Source organism: Plebeiibacterium sediminum, assembly GCF_026013605.1.
Classification (GTDB): Bacteria; Bacteroidota; Bacteroidia; order Bacteroidales; family Marinilabiliaceae; genus Saccharicrinis; species Saccharicrinis sediminus.
In genome coordinates this window covers 44083-67618 of record NZ_JAPDPJ010000031.1, presented here as the reverse complement: position 1 = coordinate 67618, position 23536 = coordinate 44083, and the positions used below count along the sequence as shown (strand labels likewise).

The window sequence follows — 23536 nt, the reverse complement described above, 5'->3', positions numbered from 1 at the left end:
ATTGTATCTTGTGGTTTTTTTTTATCAAATAATTATGGTCTGTGAAATAAGGTCCAAGTTGCAAACATGAACCATGCTTTGGTTTGTCTTTTATACAAAAGAATATTCCTTATGTCGTATTTGTAGCTATATGCTACCGCATGATTCTATCTTGTGGTTTTTTCTTTATCAAATAAGTATGGTCTCTGAATTAAGGTCCAAGTTGCAAACTTGAACCAGACTTCGGTTTATCTGTAATACAAAAGAATATTCCTTATGTCGTATTTGTAGCTATATGCTGCCGCAAGATTGCATCTTGTGGTTTTGTCTTTATCAAATAAGTTCGATCTGTGAAGTGAGGTCCAAGTTGCAAACTTGAACCAGTATGAGATAAAGTAAGGTCTAAGTTGCAAACTTGAACCAGGCTTCAAAGCATAAAAAAAGCCGGCTTAAATTATATAAGCCGGCTTATTGATCATATTTCAAAAATTACCTATTTCTTACTCAGCTAAAAATGGATATTTGTAATCTTTAGCAGGAACAAATGTTTCTTTGATGGTACGTGGACTAACCCATCTCATAAGGTTAATAGCAGAACCAGCTTTATCGTTTGTACCAGATCCTCTTGAACCACCAAATGGTTGTTGTCCTACAACAGCACCGGTTGGTTTGTCGTTAATATAGAAGTTTCCTGCAGTATGTGTTAATCTTTTAGTTAACATTTCAGCAGCATATCTGTCTTGTGAAAAGATAGCTCCTGTTAAAGCATACATTGAAGTACTGTCTAAAATATCTAAAGTAGCATCTAACTCAGCATCTTTATAAACATATAAAGTAACAACAGGTCCAAACAACTCTTCTTCCATAGTTACATATTTAGGATTTGTTGTTTGAATAATAGTCGGCTGAATAAAGTAACCTACTGATTTATCATAGTCTCCACCAAAAATAACCTCTGCCTCTTTGCTGGCTTTTGCATCATCAATAGCTTTCGATAATTTATCGAATGAATCTTCATCAATAACTGCATTTACAAAGTTTGTGAAATCTTCTGGAGTACCAGTTTTTATTTCAGCGAGTTGAGGGGCCATATAACCTTTAATTTCTTCCCATCTGCTTTCTGGAACATAAATACGTGAAGCAGCAGAACATTTTTGTCCCTGGTATTCAAAACCTCCTCTTACAATGGCAGTAGCAACAGCTTGAGCATCGCATGATTTGTGAGCAAAAATGTAATCTTTACCACCAGTTTCGCCTACAATACGTGGATATGTTTTGTATTTATGAATGTTTTCACCAATAGTTTTCCACATGCTTTGGAATACTCCGGTAGAACCAGTAAAGTGGATACCAGTAAATTCAGGGTGTTCAAAAATAACTTTAGCAGCTACAGGACCAGAAGCATAAACAAGGTTGATAACACCATCAGGTAAACCAGCTTCTTTAAATAGTTGCATAATAATATTTGCAGAGTAAACAGCAGTTTTAGAAGGTTTCCAAACTACGGTGTTACCCATTAAAGCAGGAGCAGAAGGTAAGTTACCTGCAATAGATGTAAAGTTGAACGGAGTTAAAGCAAAAACAAAACCTTCTAATGGTCTGTACTCAACACGATCCCAAATACCAGGAGCAGACTCTGGTTGATCCGCATAAATTTCAGTCATGTACTGAACATTGAATCTTAAAAAGTCAGCAAACTCACAAGCTGCATCAATCTCTGCCTGAAAAGCGTTTTTTGATTGACCCAACATAGTAGCCGCATTAATTTTTTGACGGTAAGGACCAGCAAGTAAATCAGCAGCTTTTAAAAATATAGAAGCTCTGTGTTCCCAGCTTAGTGCTTCCCATTGTGGTTTAGCTTTAAGTGCTGCATCAATAGCCTGGTACACATGAGTTTCATCACCCTGGTGGTAATAACCTAAGCAATGTTTGATATCGTGAGGTGGATGTATCGACTTTTTATCACCAGTTCTTACTTCTTCTCCTCCAATATACATCGGAATATCTACCTCCACTTCTCTAAAGGCTTTTACTTGTGCTTTTAGTTCTTCTCGTTCAGTTGTACCTGGTGCATATGATAAAACAGGTTCGTTTTTAGCTTTCGGTACGTTAAATATTCCTTTTGGCATAATTGTAAATTTTAATGTTTTTTATATCAAGATGTATTACTTGCAAATTCATAAACAAATTTACAATTGAACAGGTGCTTTTTAAATGAATTATATCAGTGTTCAACCATGATTCTAATCAGGGTTATAAGCAAAAAGCGAGATATTAGTTAAAATTATAACAAATTAGGTTTTAAAACTTATAGTTTTTAACAAATGGAGCGTTGCAATCTTACGTTATTATAAAGATAAAGGGACAAGACTTTTTAGGATGGATTAGTAAGTAGAGTTATGGTCAGTATAGGTGATAATAAATCAGATGATAGCAATATTGTATCATCTGATTAAAAAAAGAGGTATGTTATTCTGGGAAGTAAACAATTCCATCAATAGTCATGGCTTCATCCGCACCATAGTAAGCATATGTATAGGTAGATGTAGTATAAGATCCTGTGTATTCATTGGCATAAAACATAATTGTAATTTCAGATGTTTCACCAATTGCAGGAGCTTCAGCAAACCATTTAATTTTCATTTGAGTTTGACCGTAATTATACAAACCAGTACCATCCTCGTTAAAAGAGTATGAATATGAAATATTATTTACGAAGTTTTCCCATACACCAACAAGTTCAGGTATAGAAGTAACGGTTGTAATAGTATATTCTCCTTCACCTATTACTTTGCCCGTACTTGAAAAAGCAGAAACTTTTATTTTATATGTTGTTCCGGCCAATAAATTTTTAATTTCATAGGTTAAGTTTTCTGTTGATTCAATATATTCATAATCATCATCATTGGTGGCAAGTTCAATATCGTAAGCTAATGCCCCACTAATTTCAGAAAAACTAATTGTAGCACTAAAGTTACCTGATGTTACTTCACTGATAATAATTTCCTTGGTGTTGTCATCATCATCTGAACATGCTGTAGCTAAAAGCGAAATCGTAATTGTAAATAATAAAATAATTTTTTTCATTGTTTAATTTTTAGTTATTAATAACGCTAACTCTACGTGTTATATATTATGGGGTTACATTAAATTATTGGTACCTATGTTAAATATAAACATTGTGTAGGCAAAGCTTTGATATATTGGTATGTATAATACTTCAAACAGATAAATAAAATCCCATGCATAAATCTGCATGGCGCTCTTTTAATAAAAATGACCTTTGCCTAAACAGGCAAAGGTCATTTTTGTCAAAAGTTAACGTTTGCAGATATCTGCACGAACCCATTTTTAAAAAGTTATCATTTGCAGGTAGCTGCAAGAGCAACTTTTTGATAAAATGCTGTTTGCAGGTTAATGCAAACAGTATTTTATTATCTTTTTGTGGTTTGCAGATGTCTGCACGATAGTTAATTGTATTTTTTTTCATTGTGTTTAATGATTGGTGTGCCAATGATGAACAGGGATATGTAAAAGTCAATAGCTATTTGTGTGTTATGTAGCATGTTTAGAGTGTGTTGTGTTCAGATTTGTTTTAGTTACATTGCATTGCGTTATAAAAAAATAGCATTATTTTAAATCTTAATACTAAACATTAAACTATGATCAAAAAGGTTATTGCACATAGCCGTACTACAGAAATTGCTGCTGTTTGTACCCGAATTATTGCTGCTTTTGAAAGCTCAACTTATCAGGCAGACGATAATTTAGTAACAATTATCTCACAACTTAAACCCTTATCAGTAAAACTTAACAAATCTGTAAAACGCATTAAGAGTGAATCAGAATTAGAAGATAAAGATCATTTGCGCGATGATGCAGTTCGCAGCTACTATTATTTAATTAGCGGTTTAACACACCATCCTGATGCAACAATAAAAAATGCTGCACAAATGCTTTTAGCTGTTTTTAATAATTATGGTTTAGATATTATTTCAAGCAGTTATGGAATAGAAACTTCATTGATTAACTCACTGTTGGCCGAGCTAAATAAAACAGAAAATATTGAGAATATTAATCTTTTGCAAGGAGTGGCAGAATGTATTGCAAACATAAAGTCAACACAAAATGATTTTGAAACTTCTTATTTGAATAATGAAAAGGAAAAAGCAAAAAATATGGAACTGGAATCTGCTTCGCAAATAAAAAAGGAAGCAATTCAGGTAATCAATGGAATGTTGGTTCCTTATTTAAAAGGAATGATGGCTGTAAACAAAGATGCTTTTGGTGAGTTTGCGCAGGTAATAGCTCAAATAATATCTAACAATAATTTAGGTGTAAAAAAAAGATCAAAAAGCGCAATACCCAAAGATGTATTTCCTGAATAATACTTTAGAATGGTGAATTGGGTTCAAAAAGGCTCCGGAATCATAGTTTCCGGGGCCTTTTTTTTATTATGTAATAATTGTGAATCCATACATTTTAAACATTATATCGGGTTTATCAAATAAACCTTCTACTTACTATATTCCTGTTGATGTCAGCATCAAATTGTCGTAACTTTAGCGGAGGTGTTTTCTTGCTGGTTATGACTAATTCTGAAAATAAGGATATAGATTTTATTAAAAGGTTAACCAATATTGTTAATAATAACCTTGGTGATGATAGTTTTGGAGTAACTGATTTATCCAATAAAATAGGTATAAGTCATTCTCAAATTCATCGTCGTTTAAAGGGAATTAAAGATCAATCCATAAGCCAGTTTATTAAAGAACTGAGGTTAATGAAAGCTCAGGAATTATTAAAACAAACGGGTTTAACTGTATCAGAAGTTGCATATCAAGTCGGTTTTAGCAGTCCATCGTACTTTAATAAATGCTATCACGATTTTTTTGGCTATCCTCCGGGAGAATATAAAAATCATATTAAGATTGAATCGGCTGAAATAAAAGATGGCCCAATAAGCAAAGAGCTTGTTGTTGTTGAAAAGAAATTTTATAAGCTTAATCATTTGCTATGGATGGCTTCATTGGTAGTGTTGATGATTTTAACTGCGTATTTGTTTACAAAAAAAAGAACGGCTGTATCCGCTAAATATGGAAATTCAGTTGTTATTTTACCCTTAAAAAATTTAAATGCTAATTCGGCAGATCAATATCTGGCAAATGGAATCATGTCTGATCTCCAGAATCGATTATCGCATGTAAAAGGATTGGTGGTTAAATCAAATATTAATTCCGAAAAAATAAAGGTCGAGTCGAATACCATTCCCCAAATTGCAAAAGAATTTAAAGTATCTTATATTCTTGAAGGCAGTATGATGAAGCAAGATGACAGAATCAGAATCTATATTCATCTGATTGATGCAAAGGCTAATGTTGTATGGTCTGACCAGTATGATCATAACCTTTCCAGTATTTTTGATTTTGTTTCTGATGCATCAAAACAAATCGTACAAAATTTACAAACGCCGTTGCAATATGAAAGTATTCAGCAGTTGGATAAGCAATATACCTATAATGAAAAAGCATATCTTTTGTATTTAGAGGGGCGGTTTTATTATCGTTTACGAACGAAAGACGGTTTTATAAAAAGTATTGAACTCTATAATCAGGCTCTTCAGGTTGATTCAAATTATGCTTTAGCTTATGCCGGTCTGGCAGATTCTTATCTTACAGGTACATGGAATGGTTTTTATTCGGTTGATGATGGGATTCAAAAATGTAAGATGTATTTAAATAAAGCTCAGAGTCTGGATCAATATTTGGCAGAAGCTCATACAACTTATGGCGGTTTGGCAACTTATTTTGATAGTGATTACAAGGAAGCAGAAAAGCATCTTAAGCTTGCTTTGAAACTAAATCCGGGTTATGACAGGGCAAATAAAATTTATGCGGAGTTTTGCGATGTAACAGGCAAAAATGAAGAGGCCAGGAAATATATTAACAAAGCACATTTCCTAAATCCAACTTATCCCGAAATTCTCTATTTAAGTTATTTGTTTTATTGTCATAATGGCGACTGTAAAAATGCTTTAAAAGAATCCCTACGAATGTTCAATCTGAATAAAAATGAAAGACAGTACCTGGAATCCTGCTTTAATATTTATCTGCAGCAACATGATGATTCATTGGCTTATGTTACCTATAAGAAAATAAATCATTTGAAGGGAGATTTATATAGTTCAAATAATTTAGACTCCGTATATACCCATTCTAAAATAAAAGGTATTCTTCAACTTATCATCAAATCCATCAATAAAGAGGAAAAAGACTCATTAAGCATAGGGAATGAATTAAGGTTAGCCAACTATTATACACTTTTAGGAGATAAAGAGCAGGCAGTGGAATATCTTGAGAAATCTTTTAATAAAAATCCGGGACCTGTTCATCGTGTTGGTAATAATGTTGCATTTCAGTCGTTGCATAATGAACCAAAATATAAAGCATTGATGCGAAAAATGAATCTGAATCACTGAAAAGTAAATATTTTCTGTTTAAATATATGTCATGGTATAAAGGTGCAGTTGATAGTGGATTGTGGTAGATTGTAGAAAAAAATATGCAATTTAATTACAATAAATCATCAAGTAATACATAGGATGTGGTGAGATATTTTAAACAAAATGCAATTTCTTTAATACCTCCTCTTTTTTATGCATAGTAATTTTACGTTGTTGATTAATCAATAATAATATATGTTGAATTATAAAAGAGGGAATCATGAAAAAGATTGTATTTATCCTGTTGTGCATGATTATCCCAGTCATTGCATTAAGTCAGGAAACTAAACATGTTATAGTGGATGAAGTTAGTGTTACTCCACCTAAGTTTATGCATAGTGAGCAAATTGTACAAATAGTACAGGAAGAAACTACCTCCTTATTGGATTACTTAACTCAAAAATTTGTGTACCCTGAAGAATGGAAACTATTGTATCAAGGTATTGAAGTGATTCAATTTACAGTAACAGAAAAAGGTGAGTTAGAAAATTTTGTTGCAGTAAATAGTATTGCTCCGGTAGTTGATGATTATATTATTGAGTTGATAAAGACAACTGAAGGTTTGTGGAAACCCGGAACTAATAATGGAGAACCCATTGCTATGGAAAAGGAAGTGGCAATGCAAATTAAAACAGGAGAGGTGGAAGGTAGCCCATACATTAAAAGTTTTAAAGCTTTAGCTACCAATTATTATAAACAAGGTAGTAAGCAGTTGTTAATTAAAGGTCACTCAAAAAGAGCTTTAAAAAGATTTGATAATGCGGTTCAATTTGCACCATATGAAAAAAGCGCTTTAATGATGAGAGGACTTTGTCGTTACGAGATTGGTGATACCGATGGCGCTCGTCAGGATTGGATCCGATTAAAAGAACTTGGTGGAATTGATATGGAAGCTCCATATTTTAGCCAGGTAAAACATTTAAAAGGCTATGAAGAATTAGCATTTATTTTATCAGAATAAATAAAGTTAATTTATGGGAAAAGTGATTTTGGGTTATTTAGGTTTTAATTGAGAAAGCTATTTACATTGAGGAGTACAACGTAAATAGCTTTTTAATATAAGCATCTGCCGTTCATGGATTTATTGCAAGATAATTTATGTAAACTTTACAATGTTACTAAGAAGTCTATCCTCTAATTTCTAACATCTCTTATCTAACTTCTAACATCTCTTATCTAACCTATGGTTTAACCGAATTCTTTTGAGCAGCACCAATTAGTCGGTCGTAATGATCACTTATATTTCGGTAGTAAACTAAAAATAAATAATCATTTTCTGTTTGACTATATGAACCTTCAATAAAACCTACAGTAGCTTTATCTAGCTGATTTGGCTTAAAGGCATACAGATAATTATAAAAACCCTGTTTAAGCAATAGTGTTTTTTCGTATCGTTTAAAATCCGGATTGTACTTCATTTTACTATTGTTATTTAATTTCCAGTTGGTGAGCCCACCTAAAATAAATATGTCGCCACCAGGATAGGGCTCTGTTTTTGGAAAGTAAAAATGAACCATTACATATTCAGCTTCAGTATCAGGATCTCTGTTTTCTCGGGTTTCAATAACATATCTGCCATTAAAATCATTCTGAAAAAAGTAGCTTTTATTATTTCTAGGCGATGAGGGTTTTAAATCCAGATGATAAAAAGGTTCATGGAATTGAATATCGTATATACCCTCCACTTTAAAATCATAAGTTCTTAAATCGAGCCATCGGAATTCATTACCTCCCTCAAATACAATTTCTCTGTTGTAATTGTATACCAATTCTTGCGGTTTAATAAATTGCGGTTTAATATCGTATATAGCGTTATCCATTCGGTGGTTCTGAAAAACACTAACCTTAACTTCATCCAGAGGGTTAGAAATATTAAAGTTATTGTAACGGATTGTGAAATTAATATCTTGTTGTTCTCTTAATACTGCCGAGTTCATGGCGTATCTTATTTCAGCATCAATCTGTACTCTTTGTTCAACAACCATAAATTTCTGAATTAAAACAGGTTCATCGCTGTTAAAATCTTCATATACTTTAATAATGTAATTTCCGCTATAGTTCAAACTAATGTCCTCGTTGGGTATTTTAAGATTATAATGTACATAGTTAACAGTGGTGTTAAACGAAAACTGATAATCTAAAATGGGGTTTTGATTGATGCCAACCAGGTACTCTTGTTCGCTAATGTTAGATGGTTCCCAATCCCGGTTGCAATGAATAACCGAATAGTAGTAATTTTTAGAATCCTTTGCTAAATCATCAAATGACAGTTCAATTCTTTCGTCAGTATTTAAGTTTATCATGGGGTACGATAATGGCCAGCCTTCCTTGTGACACATTACGGTTTCTATTGAACTACTTAATATCTGATTTTGGTATGATTGTGCTTTTGAAATTTGCGAAAAACATGCGATTAGTATAAGTATAGTAGTGAATTTGTTAAACATGTTACCTTTAGTTTTATGCGAATTTAAATATTATAAGTATGCCTTAGTTGTCAATTCATTATTATTTAACGATTTTTTTCTTTATTAGGTGCCTATTCGTAAGGTTTAGTTATAATTTATTGTATTTTTGCAGAAAAATTTTTTAAAAACTTTTTATCAAACATGTCAGACGTAATCAAAATAAAAAGAGGTCTTGATATTCGGTTAAAGGGCAAAGCGGAAAAAGTTTTCGGAAGCGCCGATATGCCAGAACTCTTTGCTATCAAACCAGGTGATTTCCCTGGGTTGGTTCCTAAGTTGACTGTTAAGCCTGGTGATAAAGTTAAAGCCGGATCGGTTTTGTTTTTCGACAAATATCGTACCGACATTAAATTTGTTTCTCCTGTTAGTGGAGAAGTTCAGGTTGTTAACCGTGGAGAGCGAAGACGAATATTAGAGGTAGTGGTTAAAAGTGATAACCAGAATGAAGCTGAAGATTTTGGAAAAATTGAAGTTTCAAGTGCAACAAAAGAAGAAGTAACAGAAAAACTTCTTGCTGCAGGTTTATGGCCATTTGTTCGCCAACGTCCTTATAACGTGGTAGCAAATCCGGCAGATTCGCCTAAAGCAATTTTTATTTCTGCATTTGATTCATCTCCTTTAGCTCCTGATTATGACTTTATTGTATCTGGATTAGAGAAAGAATTTCAGGCAGGTGTTGATGCATTAAACAAACTTACTGAAGGTGGTATTCACATTGGTGTAAACAATGAATCTGCATCAAAAGTGTTTATGTCACTTAAAGGGGTAACAACACATGCATTTACAGGGCCACACCCAGCAGGTAATGTGGGAATTCAGATTCATCATGTATCTCCAATTAATAAAGGAGACATCTACTGGACTATTCAGCCACAAGAAGTTATTTCAATTGGAAAATTAGTTCTTAATGGTGTTTATGATGCGTCAAGAATTATTGCTGTTACAGGTTCTGAAGTAAAAAAACAGAGCTACGTTAAAACTAAAGTTGGTGCATGCATCAAGTCTTATGTTGAAAACAATGTAGAAGAAGGAAGTCTTCGTTATATCAGTGGTAATGTTTTATCTGGTGATAAAATTTCTAAAGATGGATATTTAGGTAGCTATCATTCACAAATTACTGTTATCCCTGAAGGTGATTCACATGAATTTATGGGATGGGCTGCACCAGGATTAAAGAAGTTTAGTGTTTCTAAATCTTTCTTCTCATGGTTATGTCCTAAAAAGGAATATGCATTAAATGCAAACCTTAATGGAGGTCCAAGAGCAATTATTATGTCAGGTCAGTACGATAAAGTATTGCCAATGGATATTTTACCTGAGCATTTAATAAAAGCTATTATCACAGAAGATATCGACAAAATGGAACAGCTTGGAATTTATGAAGTGGCAGAAGAAGATTTGGCACTTTGTGAATTTGTATGTACATCAAAACTTGAGGTTCAACATATCCTTCGTAAAGGTATTGATGTAATGATTAAAGAGATGAGCTAGTCCGTTTAATCAATTAGTAAATATTAAAAATATAATAAATTGAAAGCATTAAGACAATATTTGGATAAAATCAAACCCAACTTTGAAAAAGGTGGAAAGTTTGAAAAATTGCACTCAACATTTGATGCTTTTGAGACCTTTTTGTTTACTCCAAAAACTACTTCTAAAACAGGAGTACATATTCACGATGCCATTGATTCAAAAAGAACAATGTCTGTTGTGGTATTGGCTTTAATTCCTGCTTTATTATTTGGTATTTGGAATACAGGATATCAACATTTCTTGTCATTAGGTCAGGCAGATGCCGATTTTTGGCAGATGATAGGTTATGGTGCTTTAAAAGTACTTCCTATTGTTGTGGTATCTTATGTAGTAGGTCTCGGCATTGAGTTTATGTTTGCTCAAATGAAAGGTCACGAAGTGGCTGAGGGATTTCTTGTTTCAGGGATGTTAATTCCTTTAGTTTTACCTGCAGATGTACCATTGTGGATGGTAGCTGTAGCAACTGCATTTGCCGTTGTAATTGGTAAAGAAGTTTTTGGTGGTACCGGAATGAATATCTGGAACCCTGCATTAGTTGCAAGGGCCTTCTTATTCTTTGCATACCCATCAAAAATGTCTGGAGATTTAATTTGGGTTTCCGGATTATCTAAAGGTGAAGGTATCGTTGATGGATTTTCAGGAGCAACACCTCTTGGTAATGTAATTACCGGAAAACTGGATTTATTACCATCTACATTACAAAGTTTTATTGGTACTATTCCAGGATCAATTGGTGAAACAAGTACATTGGCTATTTTGATAGGTGCAGTTATTTTACTTGCAACTGGTATCGCAAACTGGAAAATTATGGTAAGCGTTTTTGCTGGTGGTTATTTAATGGCATTAGGTTTTAATGCAATTGGTACTACCGATGCAATGAATGTTGATGCACTTCAACAATTATGCTTAGGTGGATTTGCTTTTGGTGCTGTATTTATGGCAACAGACCCAGTATCAGGATCACGTACAGAAACAGGAAAATATATTTACGGATTTTTAATTGGTGTATTTGCCATTATGATTCGTGTATTTAACCCTGCTTATCCGGAAGGAGTAATGTTAGCTATATTATTGATGAATACATTTGCTCCATTAATTGACCATGTAATTGTTCAACAAAATATTAAACGCCGTTTAAAACGAGTAAAAGTAAACGCTTAATAAAATAGAAAAATGGACAAACAAGGAAATACATATACATTTCTGTACGCATCAATAATGGTTATTGGGGTTGCTGCGATATTAGCTTTTATCTCAGTTTCTTTAAAGCCAATTCAAAGCAAAAATGTAGCTGTGGCAAAAAAGATTGATATTTTAAAATCAGTTGGAATTGCCAGTGATGCAAGTACAGCAGAAAAGTTATACGAAGAACACATTGGATCAAATACAAAAGTATTAAATATCGAAGGTAATGAAGTTGACGGAAATGCTTTTGATATCGATCTAAGTAAGGAAGTGCGCAAAGATCTTAAAGAAAGAAGCTATCCTTTATATATCTGTAAATTAGATAATGGTGAAGAGAAGTTGATTATTCCTTTAAGAGGTGCTGGTCTTTGGGGCCCAATCTGGGGTTATATTTCATTAAATGCAGATAGAAATACTGTTTATGGTGCAACATTCGATCATAAAGGAGAAACTCCCGGATTAGGTGCTGAAATTTCAAAAGACTTTTTCCAAACACCATTTAAAGGAAAAACTATTTACAACGAAGCTGGAGACTTTACTTCAATTGACGTTGTTAAAGGTGGAGGTACAGAGAATAATCCTCACGCAGTAGATGCTATTTCTGGTGGTACTATTACCAGTAAAGGTGTTTCTGCCATGCTTCAAGACTGTCTGTCTGGTTACGAAAAATATTTAAAAAATTAAACGGTTAAGAAATGAGTGACAAAGAACCTTTGTTTTCAGCGAAAAACCGAAAACTGATGACAAACCCGTTAAATGCTCAAAACCCAATTACTATTCAGGTATTAGGTATTTGTTCTGCATTAGCGGTTACGGCAAAATTAGAGCCAGCAATTGTAATGTCTATTTCGGTGATGTTTGTGGTAGTTTTTGCAAACGTAATCATCTCGTTATTGCGTAATACAATTCCTGCTCGTATTAGAATTATTGTTCAGCTAGTAATAGTTGCGGCTCTTGTAATTATTGTAGATCAAATATTGCAGGCTTTTGCATACGAAGTAAGTAAGCAATTATCTGTATTTGTAGGTCTGATTATTACCAACTGTATTATCATGGGACGTTTAGAAGCATTTGCTTTAGGTAACAAACCTTGGCAGTCAGCTTTAGATGGTGTAGGTAATGCCGCTGGTTATGGAATCATTTTGGTTATTGTAGCATTCTTCAGAGAATTACTTGGATCAGGTACATTAACATTACCAGGTTTAGGTACACTACACATCATTCCTCAATTTATTTACGATTTAGGATACCAAAATAATGGTTTGATGATCTTACCTCCAATGGCACTTGTTACTGTTGCTGTTATTATTTGGGTGCAACGTTCACGTAATAAAGATTTGATTGAATCTTAATTTATTAACTGGAAAATAAAATTTCAATGGAAAATATAATTAATATATTCATCAAGTCTATTTTTATCGATAACATGGTATTTGCTTACTTCTTAGGTATGTGTTCATACTTAGCTGTATCAAAAACTGTAAAAACATCGTTTGGACTTGGTATCGCAGTAGTTTTTGTACTATTAATTACAGTACCTGTAGATTACCTTTTAAATGAGTATGTACTTAAAGAAGGTGCTCTTAAATGGTTAGGAGAAGGATTTGCAGAAGTTGATTTAAGTTTCTTAAGCTTTATCATGTTTATTGCTGTAATTGCTTCTATGGTACAATTAGTAGAAATGATTGTAGAAAAATTTGCTCCGGCATTATATAGTCAGTTAGGTATTTTCTTACCACTTATTGCAGTAAACTGTGCTATTCTTGGAGGATCATTATTTATGCAAGAGCGTCAGTATGCATCTTTAGCTGAAGCAACATCTTTCGGATTAGGTTCTGGAATCGGTTGGTTACTTGCTATTGTAGGTATTGCTGCTATTCGTGAAAAATTAAAATACTCAGACATTCCTGCTCCATTAAGAGGTTTAGGTATTACATTTATCGTAACCGGTTTAATGGGTATTGCATTTATGAGTTTTATGGGTATTCAACTATAAAAAGTAAGAAAACAGATATACTATGATATTTTTAGCAAGTCAGGGTACGGTAATCACTACCAGTGTGGTAGTTTTCTTACTTGTTATCCTACTGTTGGTGTCAATACTTTTATGGGTAAAACAAAAGTTAACACCTGCAGGAACCGTTACTATAGACATTAATGACGGAGAGAAAGCTTTGGAAGTTTCTCCTGGTCAAACATTATTGTCTGCTTTAGGAACTAATAAAATCTTCCTTCCTTCAGCTTGTGGGGGTGGTGGTACTTGTGCCATGTGCCGTTGTCAGGTAAATGAAGGAGCTGGTTCTATTTTACCTACAGAAACTGGTTATTTTACTCGTAAAGAGCAAGCAAATAACTGGCGTTTAGCTTGTCAGGTAAAAGTGAAAGAAGATCTTAAAATGCATATTCCACAAGAGATTCTTGGTATTAAGAAATGGGAATGTACTGTTGTATCAAACGACAACGTTGCTACTTATATTAAAGAGTTTGTGGTTAAATTACCTGAAGGTGAAACTTTAGACTTTAAATCAGGTGGATATATTCAGATTGACGTACCTAAAATCACTGTTGATTTCAAGGATATGGAAATTGGTGAAGAATATAGAGACGAATATGAAAAGTATGGAATCTTTGATCTTAAGATGGTTAACCCAGAAGAGACTTTCCGTGCTTACTCAATGGCTAACCACCCTGCAGAAGGTAATATCGTAATGTTAAACATTCGTATTGCTACACCTCCATTCGACAGAGTAAATGGTGGATTTATGAAAGTGAATCCAGGAGTTTGTTCTTCTTATATTTTCTCTCGTAAACCAGGTGATAAAGTTACCGTTTCAGGACCTTATGGAGAGTTCTTTATTAAGGATACTGAGCGTGAGATGATGTTTATTGGTGGTGGTGCTGGTATGGCTCCGATGCGTTCTCACATCTTCCATATGTTCCATACAATCAAAACTGGTCGTAAGGCTACATTCTGGTATGGTGCTCGTTCAGTGAAAGAAATTTTCTATAAAGAGCAGTTTGAAGAGATCGAAAAGCAATTCCCTAACTTTAAGTTTACTATTGCTTTAAGTGATGCTTTACCTGAAGATAATTGGACAGGACCTACAGGATTTATTCACCAGGTTATTCATGATGAGTATTTAATTAAGCATGAGGAGCCAGAAGAAATCGAATATTACTTATGTGGACCTCCAATGATGAACTCATCTGTGAATAAAATGCTTTATGATTTAGGTGTACCTGATGAAATGATTGCATTTGATGATTTTGGATCTTAATCTAAATGAAACATATATTCAGACTTCAGTCTGAAACAACAAAAAGGCTCCTTTAAGGAGCCTTTTTTTATGGCCGAATTTCAACATAATGCTCTATTTTTTTATACATTCGTTAATCAATTTACGATATACAATCAATACAAACATTACATAATGAAGAAGAAGCATCTTTTACGAAATCTTATTATCATCATTGGCGGATTTATTCTATTGTTGGTTATTCTTGCCGAAATATTTAAAAATGATATTGTAAAACTTGCCATTCAACGTGGAGCGAAAACCTTTGATGTACCACTTAGTGTTGGAGATGTAGACTTTAGTTTGATTTATCGTTTTCCTCTTGCTACTATTGAATTTGAAGATTTGATTATGACTTCCGATGCAGGAATAAATGACTCTGTTACCATTGCTCCTGATACCTTGGCAAGTATTAAGAATTTATATGCATCGGTTGATCTTTGGGAATTAATACATGGAAATATTTATGTAAAAAAGATAGATATTGAAGATGCTAATTTTAAATATTTAGTGGACTCACTTGGTAAAACTAATTTTGATTTTCTATTTGGAGTTGATGCAGACTCAATTCAAGCGGAGGAGGCTGATACAACAGTGATACAAGGTGTTTATTCTCTTGAAAAATTAACTCTTACTGATATCAATGTTGAGTACTTTGATGATTTTATGAAGTTCAAAACTTCATTGACTATTCCTGAAGTTACAGTAAAAGGCGAAGTAAAGCCACAAGGTTTTTTAGCGCATACCGAAGGCGAAGTGATGGTAAAATCTATTGAGTATGATGATTTTCAGCTGGAAGATCTTCAAAAAAGCAGATTGATTTTTGATGTTAGTGCCATGAATGATACATTGGACGTTAAAGAACTGACTCTTGATGCTGCAGGTGCTATATTTAAAGGAAAGGGTTATGTGATTCAGGGTGATAGCCTGTTTCAAAATCTATCTATTTCAGGAACGGATATTGATTTATCCAAAAGCTTTAGATTCTTGCCTGAAAAAATTAAAAAAGAATTAGCCTTAAATGATTTAGCAGGTATTCTTAATGTTTCAGGAACTACTCAAGGGTATCTTAGTCCCAAAACACTTCCTCAGTTCGATTTTAATATCGATTTAAATCAGGGGAATGTTCAGTATGACATTTATCCGGCCGTAAAAAATATTGAGCTCTCGGTTAATTTAGTAAACGGATATGCATCACGATTAGAATCAGCATCTGTTAATGTTAAAAAATTTCATGCTGAAACGGATCATAGTAAAGTAAATGTATCTGCTTTGGTGCAAAATTTTCAGCATTTACAATATGATTTAGTTGCAGATGTAAGTGCCAATTTGCAAGAGATAAAACCATATGTTCCCAATTCTCTAATACAAAGTTTAGGAGGTTTGGTTTCTGCGAAGATTTCAACCTCAGGAGTATTACCCGATTCTATTAACGAAGCTTTTTATGATTATGCTTTAAATCGCACAAAGCTTTCTGTAAATCTTGCGGGAGTTAATTTTAAAATGGATTCTTTACCATCTGTTGATGCGTTGAGTGGAAATTTAGCATATGCGCCAGGAAATGTAAAATTGCAGGGTTTAAAGGTTAAAGTTCCGGATTATAAGGTAAATCTTACCAATGGATATTTTAAGAGCTCATTTAAGGGGAATATATCCAATTATAAGAATCTATCTGTGAAATTGGATAGCTTATTGCTGGCTCTTGACAATCAAACCTATATTTCTGCTTCAGGAAATATTAATGGATTAGATCAGGTTAAGTATCAGTTGAAATCAAATATTCAACTTGATATGCATGAAATATATTCTATGTTGCCCGATTCGCTTGCAAATTATATGAGTGGTTTGATTACTGCTCAGATTCATTCAGAAGGAGATTTTAAGATAGATTCTATTGCTGATGAGGCTATGGCATTAATGTTTAAAAAATCAGAATTTAAGGTAAAAGCTCAGGATGTAACGGTCGACATGAAAGATACCACAATTAATGTAAGTGCTTTAAATGGATTAATTGCTTACCGTGATGATTCTGTGTTTGTAAATCAATTATCTGGAAGTTATTCCGGATTGGATTTTACTGCTGATTCAACATATATCAGTAAGGTTTATAGTGCTGCCATTTTAAATCAGCCGGAAGAAATGCATGTGTTTGGTAATTTTACGGCAGGAGATTTTGATTATGCTTTAATCGAAAGCCTATTAAATGATACAGATACAGTGCTTATGCCTGAAGAGGAAATGGAGGCACTAATGGAAGCCAAAAAGAATGAAGAGCCATATGAAATGAAATTTACCTACAAAGTTAATGGTAATGTTAATATAAAAAGCTTCAAATATGGAGATATTCTGGCCGAGCATATTGATTCAAAATTTTTAGCAGATATCAGTAACGGAACCTATGTAGCAGAAGATCTGGATTGTGATGTGTTTGGGGGTGAAATAAAAGGTGGTTTAAGGTATACAATGACTGATTTACCAACGGATACTGTGTTGAGAGATGTATTGAAGTTTAGGTTAAGTGCCGATAGTATTGATGTATCCCGAATGATTGATGATTTACAAGTCTATTTGTCAGAATATGATATTACCAAGGAAAATGTTCAGGGTTTATTATCTTCAAAGATGGATGGTAGAATTGTTTTATTGAACTATGAACCAGCATTGGATTCTATTATGATGTCAGGAAATTTAAAACTGGAAAACGGAGCATTAATTGATATTAAAGCAATAACTGATTTAAAGGATATTCCAGGCAATAATATTCCCAACCTCGATAATATGCGCTTTTATACCTTAACAAGTAATTTGTTTATTTATCGCAATAATATATTTATTCCTAAAACAGATATTTTCTCCAACTCATTAGAGGCATCATTTTTGGGAATGTATAGTTTTAATGGAGAATATGATTTTCACGTTAGGGTATTATTGGGACAGATTCTTGCCGGCAAAGTAAAAAAACGCTCAAAAGAAGAATTGGAAAGTGGATTTGATCCTGATGATAAGGGTAGATATTATAAAACCAGTTATTTAGATGGAAAGAGTAAGGCCTGGTTTGATAATAAAAATGACAGAAAGGTAATGGATACTCGAATACGAATGAATAAAAGAGGTTTGCAGGTTTTGTTTGCTCCAAATTTAATAGTGTATGATACAGGTGTTGAGTAGATGGTTAAGATGAAAAATAAAAGTCACATTTATATTTATGTTGTTTCTCTTGTATTGTTCATACTCATAGCTATAAAATCATATGAGTTGTTTACTAAGAGAGAAAAGAAGTCGGGAGTTGAAGTTTTATCAACTGATATTGAATTAAGAAATGAAAATGATATCATATTTGGTAATCCCAAAGCTGAACTATCCGTAATTGTATTTGGAAATTATAGTTGTAAGTTTTGTAGTAAATTTTTTAAAGAAGTTTTGCCAGTCCTATTAAAGGAATATAAGGATGGAATAAAATTTGTTTTAAAACCAGTTCCTTTTTCAGATACAAAAGAAGAAATGGATGCTTTACAGATGGCTGTGTCTGTCTTTAAATATGGAAATTATGAATCCTTTCATGAATTACTATTAAAGGATTCTAATGTCATTTATGATAAAAATTATCAGGAATACATTCTTGAGATTATGAATTTAAATCAAGCAATTGCAGATAATTTTTTAGATGATGAAACAAGGTTGTATATTGAGCGTAACAGGAGTTTGTTTAAAGATTTAAAACTAAAAGGAACTCCAACTTTTATTGTAGATCATAAAATATTATCGGGATATTTGGATATTAAAAAGTTTGAAGAAATAATAAATAATAGTTTAAAAGATTGATTATGAAAAAAGTTGTTTTATTACCAATTAGCTTGTTAATGATTTTATCGTTGTTGACATGGAGCTGTGAGGATGACAATGATGATACAACAGGTGAAGATAGTTGTGTTAGATTTGACTCTCCAACTTGTGTTGATTTAAGCTTTAGTGCTTGTAGTGATGATAATGGAGATTATTACTTATATGAAGGAGATAAGTATTATTGTTCAGATTATTACACCGCAGGAGATGCCAATGAATGTTCAGGGGCGTCAGAGCAAATTGTTATAGATTCAGGTTGTGCTGTTTCTGCAAGTAGTGGTATGGAGCTAAAGTCAGCAATGTCTTCTTATACTTCTTTTGTTCTGAATGCAATGATTGAAGTGAAAGCACAGGCTAAAGAAGCTGCTGGATGTAACTAATCAACACAAATTAAAATATTGTAAAGCCACCCCAAAAAGGTGGCTTTTTCATTGATCCTAAATGTGGATTTATTTTGGTTTTGATATTAAAGTTACATTTGAGAATAGGTTTAATAATCTTTCAAATAAAGGTTTATTGGCTATAAGGAGTTTATTAATATTACTATTATCTCCCTATTTAAAATTTGCATTACATTTGCACCACAATAAACAATAACACAAGAAACGATCGTGTAAATTTGCTATATAAATTTACTCTCCGATGGACAGTCAAATTTACTTAAACGTTCCATCTGATCGTTGAATATAAATTTTATACAATGAAAAAAGCATTATTTTCTTTTTGTTTGGTACTATTAATTTCGTGTACTCCAAAAACTCATGACTATTTAAAAATGGAAGGAATGATTTTTGGAACATTTTATCATATCATTTACCAACCGGTTAAAGAAAATGATTTAATAAATAAAGGTGTTGCTAACGAGTTAAGCAAAGTAGATTGGGCGCTTTCAACTTTTAAGGATACCTCTACCATAAGCAGGTTCAATGTTAGTGAAAAGGGAAGTTATGTTGATTCAATGCTCAAGTATGTATATCAATCAGGAGTTGAAATCAATAGAAATACAGAAGGTGCTTTTGATATGACTGTGGCACCCTTAGTTAATGCCTGGGGGTTTGGTTTTAAAAAGAAGGATAGTATTACCAGTTTGTTGATCGATTCTTTGCTAATGAATGTAGGTATGGAGAAAATTCAGTTAAAAGAAAACTTCTTATCCAAATCCAAGCCTGGAATCATGTTTGATGCAAGCGCTATTGCAAAAGGTTATGGTGTTGATGTTGTTGCAGATTATTTGGGATCGCAGGGGATTGATAATTATATGGTTGAAATAGGAGGGGAGATTAGAGTGCATGGTGTAAATAATAAAGGCATTGCCTGGAGAGTTGGTATTGATAAACCAATTGATGACAGAGCTGCTGTTAACAGAGAAATTCAGGATGTTTTATCGCTAACAAATGTAGGATTGGCAACAAGCGGTAATTATAGAAATTTCTATATAAAAGATGGTCAAAAATATGCGCATACCATTGATCCTAAAACCGGTTATCCGGTTCAGCACTCTTTATTAAGCGCTTCTATTATAGCACCTGAATGTATGGTTGCAGATGGTTATGCAACCGCATGTATGGTAATGGGGGTAGAGAAGAGTATGGAAGTAATCAGTGCTTTACCGGGAATTGAAGGGTATTTTATATATGTGGATGATGAAGGTAATAATCAGGTAAAATACACAGAGGGATTTAAAGACTATGTTGTAAAATAGTTGATTAAAAAACAGATTGGTTGAGTTGTTTTACCAGTTCTTTGGACTGGTAATTAAAATAGCGTCTTTCTTTAAATCCAACCACCCATTGAATGCCTTGAATGGCATTAGTGATAAAGATTTCGTCGGCATTTAATAAGTCGTCAGTTGAAGCACCTGTACATTCTTCTAGCTGCAGGTGTTTCGATTGCTTGATCAGGTCAATAACAGTTTGACGCATGGTACCATCCACACATCCCGAAAAAACAGAAGCCGTATATACAATATGATTTTTAATCCAAAAAAGGTTTGAACTTGAGGCTTCAATAACTTTATCCTGGTCATTAATTAATAAACAGTCATCAACGTGATCTTCTTTTTTTTGCAAAGCAGCTAAAACATAGTGTAGCGCATTGCCACATTTAAAAAATGAAATTGGAGAGTACGTTTTTTTCATTTCGGTATAAACAGAAACAAATAAACCTTTTTTATTAAGTTCGTATTGTTGATACCCTAATTTTGATATTTCAATAAGGTAATTAGCCTTGTTTTCGGTTGGAGTATATAAACCTTCACCAGCTCTAAAAAACTCAATTCTAACCCTGCAAGCTTCAAATATTTTATGTTTTTGAATCAGCTTAACAATCTGGTCATACAGTTCTTTTTCTGTTGGTATTGAAGCCAGATCCAATTTAAGGCTGATCATTGCCTTTCTGATTCGCTTATAATGTAACGGAAAAGAAATAGGGTGTTGACCGTTGGTTCTGATCGTTTCAAAAAACGAATCTCCATATTTAAATGCCCTGTTTTTATAGGAAACAGGCACTATGTTTTCAGCGTATATTTTTCCGTTATAGTTTACAAAAGAATCCATCTGTTTATAAATCGATAATTTGCTTGGCAATAGGGTATATGGAGGTGTTTTTAGGAACCTGAAAACATTGTTTTAATCCAGCAGCATTTCCTGCTTCAATATCTCTTTTTGAATCGCCTATTAAAAAGGATTCTTTAGGATCAATATCCAAATCTTTTATGGCCTGCAAAATCATACCTGGTTTTGGTTTTCGGCAGTCGCATGGCGCTACCGAATCATGATGAGGGCAATAATAAATAGCATCAAAATTTGCCTTATTTTCCAATAATTTGTTCTGCATAAACAGATGTACTTTCTGAATATCCTCTTCGGTATATTCTCCTTTCGCAACGCCTCCTTGATTGGTGATCATGATAAGCATAAAACCATTTTGCTTTAAGGTTGAAAGGGACTCTTCTACTTGTGGATTAAAAACAAAGTCCTCAACTCTGTACACATAGTAATGGCCTTCATCACTGTTAATCACTCCATCTCTGTCTATAAAAACTGCTTTATTCATTGGTTTGTTGTTGCTTTAATCTGCTTTTTACAAAAAAGGAATGAGTTCATGAATAAAGTCAAGAAATAAAGAAGGTTTGTATAATAAAGGGAAAATAAAACCAAAAACAGCACCCCAAAAGTGAGCATCATGCCCTACATTATCAATGTTTTTTTGAGCCATCACTCTTGAATAGATCAAATATCCAATTCCAAATACAATTCCTGGAACAGGTACTACCATGAATAAATATAACATGCTGTAAGGGCTAAAAAATATGGATGCAAAAACAACAGCAGATACAGCTCCGGATGCTCCAATAGCATTATAATGAGGATTGTCTTTTTCTTTAAATAAGGAGTAAAGACTTGAGAATATTAACGATGAAAAGAAGAGTAAAAGAAACATAACGGTTCCTCTTCCCGTGAAAGCATAATTAAAATGGTAAATCACTGCTCTACCAAACGAATACAGAACAAACATATTTACTAAAAGATGTGTCCAGCTTCCATGTAAAAATCCGTGCGAAATTAATCGTATATATTGCTTTCTGTGAATAATCTGGTAGGCATTGAATTGGTATCTGTATAGCAGTGTGCTTTGACTAAAAGCCATTACACTAAAAACTACAATAGCACCAATTAATATTAATAATATATTCATTTTAAGAGGTTTTTGTTTTGTTGTAAATGTTAATGTGTGATTTTAAAAACCATTTCTTTCAGAAGATCTCCCATGTCTGCAGAAACATTGTTGAAACCTTTACTTTTCATATCATAATCTCGAAGAATAGATATAACAGACACAACTTTACGTGCTGAATAGTTACGGGCTCCAAGTGTATAATCCTGAACAAAAAAAGGATTTATGCCTAGTTCTTTGGCTACGTTTGCCTTTCCTTTGTCAGCCAAATAATAATAGACCATCAGCTTTGAAAAGTAATTGAACAACACGGTAATTGTGGCCTGAATGGGATGCTCTTTGGGATTTTTAGCAAACACCTTAATGATTTTGTTAGCTTTTAAAATATCCTTATTGATTACAGCCTTTTGTAACTCAAAGCTATTATAATCTTTACTAAGGCCAATGTTTTTTTCAATGTGTTCAGAAGTAATCTGCGTTACTTCTTTACCTATGGCAACCTGGAGTTTATCAAGCTCCTTTACAATTTTAGAAAGGTCTGTTCCAAGTGATTCGGCAAGTAACATACTTGCTTTCATATCAATGGTCATTCCTTTTTCTTTAAGATAACCAGTAATCCATGCAGATATCTGGTTGTCATAAAGTTTTTTGAATTCAAAAATGCAGTTCGATTTTTTTAGTATGGTCCCTAGTTTCTTTCTTTTATCTAAAGTTTTGTACTTATAGTTAATTACCAATATCGTGGATGACAGAGGAGCTGCAGCGTAATGCTGAAGGTCTTCTATCTTGTCAATATATTGAGCTTCTTTAACCACTACTACCTGATGTTGCGACATCATTGGATATCTTCGGGCTGCCATAATAACAGTGGCTGCATCGACATCCTTACCGTAATATATTGTTTGGTTGAAACCTTTTTCTTCTTCGGTTAAAACATTATCAATAATATAATTGGTGATTTCATCAATGTAATAGGTTTCTTCACCCATTAAAAAATATATGGGTTTAAACTGGCGGTTTTTTAGTCCAGCCATTATTTGTTGAAACTCGGTCAT

Annotated in this window: 21 protein-coding genes; 13 read left to right on the top strand and 8 right to left on the bottom strand. The window is 33.3% G+C overall.

The window, feature by feature from the left end; translation table 11 throughout:
- Nucleotides 1-479: 479 nt before the first annotated feature.
- The 3 genes from pruA to OM075_RS13840 all read right to left on the bottom strand — a co-directional run bounded on the left by pruA (nucleotide 480) and on the right by OM075_RS13840 (nucleotide 3469).
- A complete protein-coding gene (gene pruA, locus OM075_RS13850; protein WP_301191120.1) occupies nucleotides 480-2108 on the bottom strand; it encodes an L-glutamate gamma-semialdehyde dehydrogenase in 1629 nt (542 codons plus the stop codon).
- Nucleotides 2109-2448: 340 nt separating this feature from the next.
- A complete protein-coding gene (locus OM075_RS13845) occupies nucleotides 2449-3066 on the bottom strand; it encodes a fibronectin type III domain-containing protein (protein WP_301191119.1) in 618 nt (205 codons plus the stop codon).
- Between the two features lie 133 nt (nucleotides 3067-3199).
- Nucleotides 3200-3469, bottom strand: coding sequence for a hypothetical protein (locus tag OM075_RS13840; protein WP_301191118.1), 270 nt, complete (start codon nucleotides 3467-3469; stop codon nucleotides 3200-3202).
- Nucleotides 3470-3641: 172 nt separating this feature from the next.
- Here OM075_RS13840 and OM075_RS13835 point away from each other — a divergent pair, with 172 nt between their 5' ends.
- From OM075_RS13835 to OM075_RS13825, 3 genes are all read left to right on the top strand, one after another.
- The gene (locus tag OM075_RS13835; RefSeq protein WP_301191117.1) at nucleotides 3642-4367 is read left to right on the top strand and encodes a DUF6261 family protein; all 726 of its coding nucleotides are present in this window, start codon (nucleotides 3642-3644) and stop codon (nucleotides 4365-4367) included.
- A gap of 149 nt (nucleotides 4368-4516) precedes the next feature.
- A complete protein-coding gene (locus tag OM075_RS13830) occupies nucleotides 4517-6457 on the top strand; it encodes a helix-turn-helix domain-containing protein (protein ID WP_301191116.1) in 1941 nt (646 codons plus the stop codon).
- A gap of 244 nt (nucleotides 6458-6701) precedes the next feature.
- The gene (locus OM075_RS13825; protein WP_301191115.1) at nucleotides 6702-7442 is read left to right on the top strand and encodes a hypothetical protein; all 741 of its coding nucleotides are present in this window, start codon (nucleotides 6702-6704) and stop codon (nucleotides 7440-7442) included.
- A gap of 220 nt (nucleotides 7443-7662) precedes the next feature.
- Here OM075_RS13825 and OM075_RS13820 read toward each other — a convergent pair whose 3' ends face one another.
- Nucleotides 7663-8928: a type IX secretion system plug protein gene (locus OM075_RS13820; RefSeq protein ID WP_301191114.1), complete on the bottom strand. Its 1266-nt coding sequence runs from the start codon at nucleotides 8926-8928 to the stop codon at nucleotides 7663-7665.
- Between the two features lie 162 nt (nucleotides 8929-9090).
- Between OM075_RS13820 and OM075_RS13815 the strand changes: the two genes are divergently transcribed.
- From OM075_RS13815 to OM075_RS13770, 10 genes are all read left to right on the top strand, one after another.
- Entirely contained in the window at nucleotides 9091-10440 is a 1350-nt protein-coding gene (locus tag OM075_RS13815) for a Na(+)-translocating NADH-quinone reductase subunit A (protein WP_301191113.1), read from the top strand.
- A 39-nt stretch (nucleotides 10441-10479) separates the two neighbouring features.
- Entirely contained in the window at nucleotides 10480-11643 is a 1164-nt protein-coding gene (locus OM075_RS13810; protein ID WP_301191112.1) for an NADH:ubiquinone reductase (Na(+)-transporting) subunit B, read from the top strand.
- A gap of 12 nt (nucleotides 11644-11655) precedes the next feature.
- Nucleotides 11656-12351, top strand: a complete 696-nt coding sequence (nqrC, locus tag OM075_RS13805; protein WP_301191111.1) for an NADH:ubiquinone reductase (Na(+)-transporting) subunit C — start codon at nucleotides 11656-11658, stop codon at nucleotides 12349-12351.
- An 11-nt stretch (nucleotides 12352-12362) separates the two neighbouring features.
- A complete protein-coding gene (locus OM075_RS13800) occupies nucleotides 12363-13019 on the top strand; it encodes an NADH:ubiquinone reductase (Na(+)-transporting) subunit D (RefSeq protein WP_301191110.1) in 657 nt (218 codons plus the stop codon).
- Nucleotides 13020-13045: 26 nt separating this feature from the next.
- The gene (gene nqrE, locus OM075_RS13795; protein ID WP_301191109.1) at nucleotides 13046-13663 is read left to right on the top strand and encodes an NADH:ubiquinone reductase (Na(+)-transporting) subunit E; all 618 of its coding nucleotides are present in this window, start codon (nucleotides 13046-13048) and stop codon (nucleotides 13661-13663) included.
- 22 nt (nucleotides 13664-13685) lie between these two features.
- Nucleotides 13686-14945 (top strand): NADH:ubiquinone reductase (Na(+)-transporting) subunit F, encoded by a 1260-nt coding sequence (gene nqrF / locus OM075_RS13790; RefSeq protein WP_301191108.1) that lies wholly within the window; start codon nucleotides 13686-13688, stop codon nucleotides 14943-14945.
- Between the two features lie 153 nt (nucleotides 14946-15098).
- On the top strand, nucleotides 15099-18131 hold the full coding sequence (locus OM075_RS13785; RefSeq protein ID WP_301191107.1) for an AsmA family protein: 3033 nt from the start codon (nucleotides 15099-15101) through the stop codon (nucleotides 18129-18131).
- An 87-nt stretch (nucleotides 18132-18218) separates the two neighbouring features.
- Nucleotides 18219-18785 carry a thioredoxin domain-containing protein gene (locus OM075_RS13780; RefSeq protein ID WP_301191106.1) on the top strand — a complete coding sequence of 189 codons (567 nt, stop codon included), beginning with the start codon at nucleotides 18219-18221 and terminating at the stop codon, nucleotides 18783-18785.
- Nucleotides 18786-18787: 2 nt separating this feature from the next.
- A complete protein-coding gene (locus OM075_RS13775; RefSeq protein ID WP_301191105.1) occupies nucleotides 18788-19186 on the top strand; it encodes a hypothetical protein in 399 nt (132 codons plus the stop codon).
- 320 nt (nucleotides 19187-19506) lie between these two features.
- On the top strand, nucleotides 19507-20508 hold the full coding sequence (locus OM075_RS13770; protein ID WP_301191104.1) for an FAD:protein FMN transferase: 1002 nt from the start codon (nucleotides 19507-19509) through the stop codon (nucleotides 20506-20508).
- Between the two features lie 4 nt (nucleotides 20509-20512).
- Here OM075_RS13770 and OM075_RS13765 read toward each other — a convergent pair whose 3' ends face one another.
- The 4 genes from OM075_RS13765 to holA are packed head-to-tail and all read right to left on the bottom strand — an operon-like array spanning nucleotide 20513 to nucleotide 23536.
- Nucleotides 20513-21361, bottom strand: coding sequence for an aminotransferase class IV (locus OM075_RS13765; RefSeq protein ID WP_301191103.1), 849 nt, complete (start codon nucleotides 21359-21361; stop codon nucleotides 20513-20515).
- Between the two features lie 4 nt (nucleotides 21362-21365).
- Nucleotides 21366-21860: a D-glycero-alpha-D-manno-heptose-1,7-bisphosphate 7-phosphatase gene (locus OM075_RS13760; RefSeq protein WP_301191102.1), complete on the bottom strand. Its 495-nt coding sequence runs from the start codon at nucleotides 21858-21860 to the stop codon at nucleotides 21366-21368.
- A 27-nt stretch (nucleotides 21861-21887) separates the two neighbouring features.
- Entirely contained in the window at nucleotides 21888-22502 is a 615-nt protein-coding gene (locus OM075_RS13755) for a rhomboid family intramembrane serine protease (RefSeq protein WP_301191101.1), read from the bottom strand.
- Nucleotides 22503-22531: 29 nt separating this feature from the next.
- Entirely contained in the window at nucleotides 22532-23536 is a 1005-nt protein-coding gene (holA, locus tag OM075_RS13750; protein WP_301191100.1) for a DNA polymerase III subunit delta, read from the bottom strand.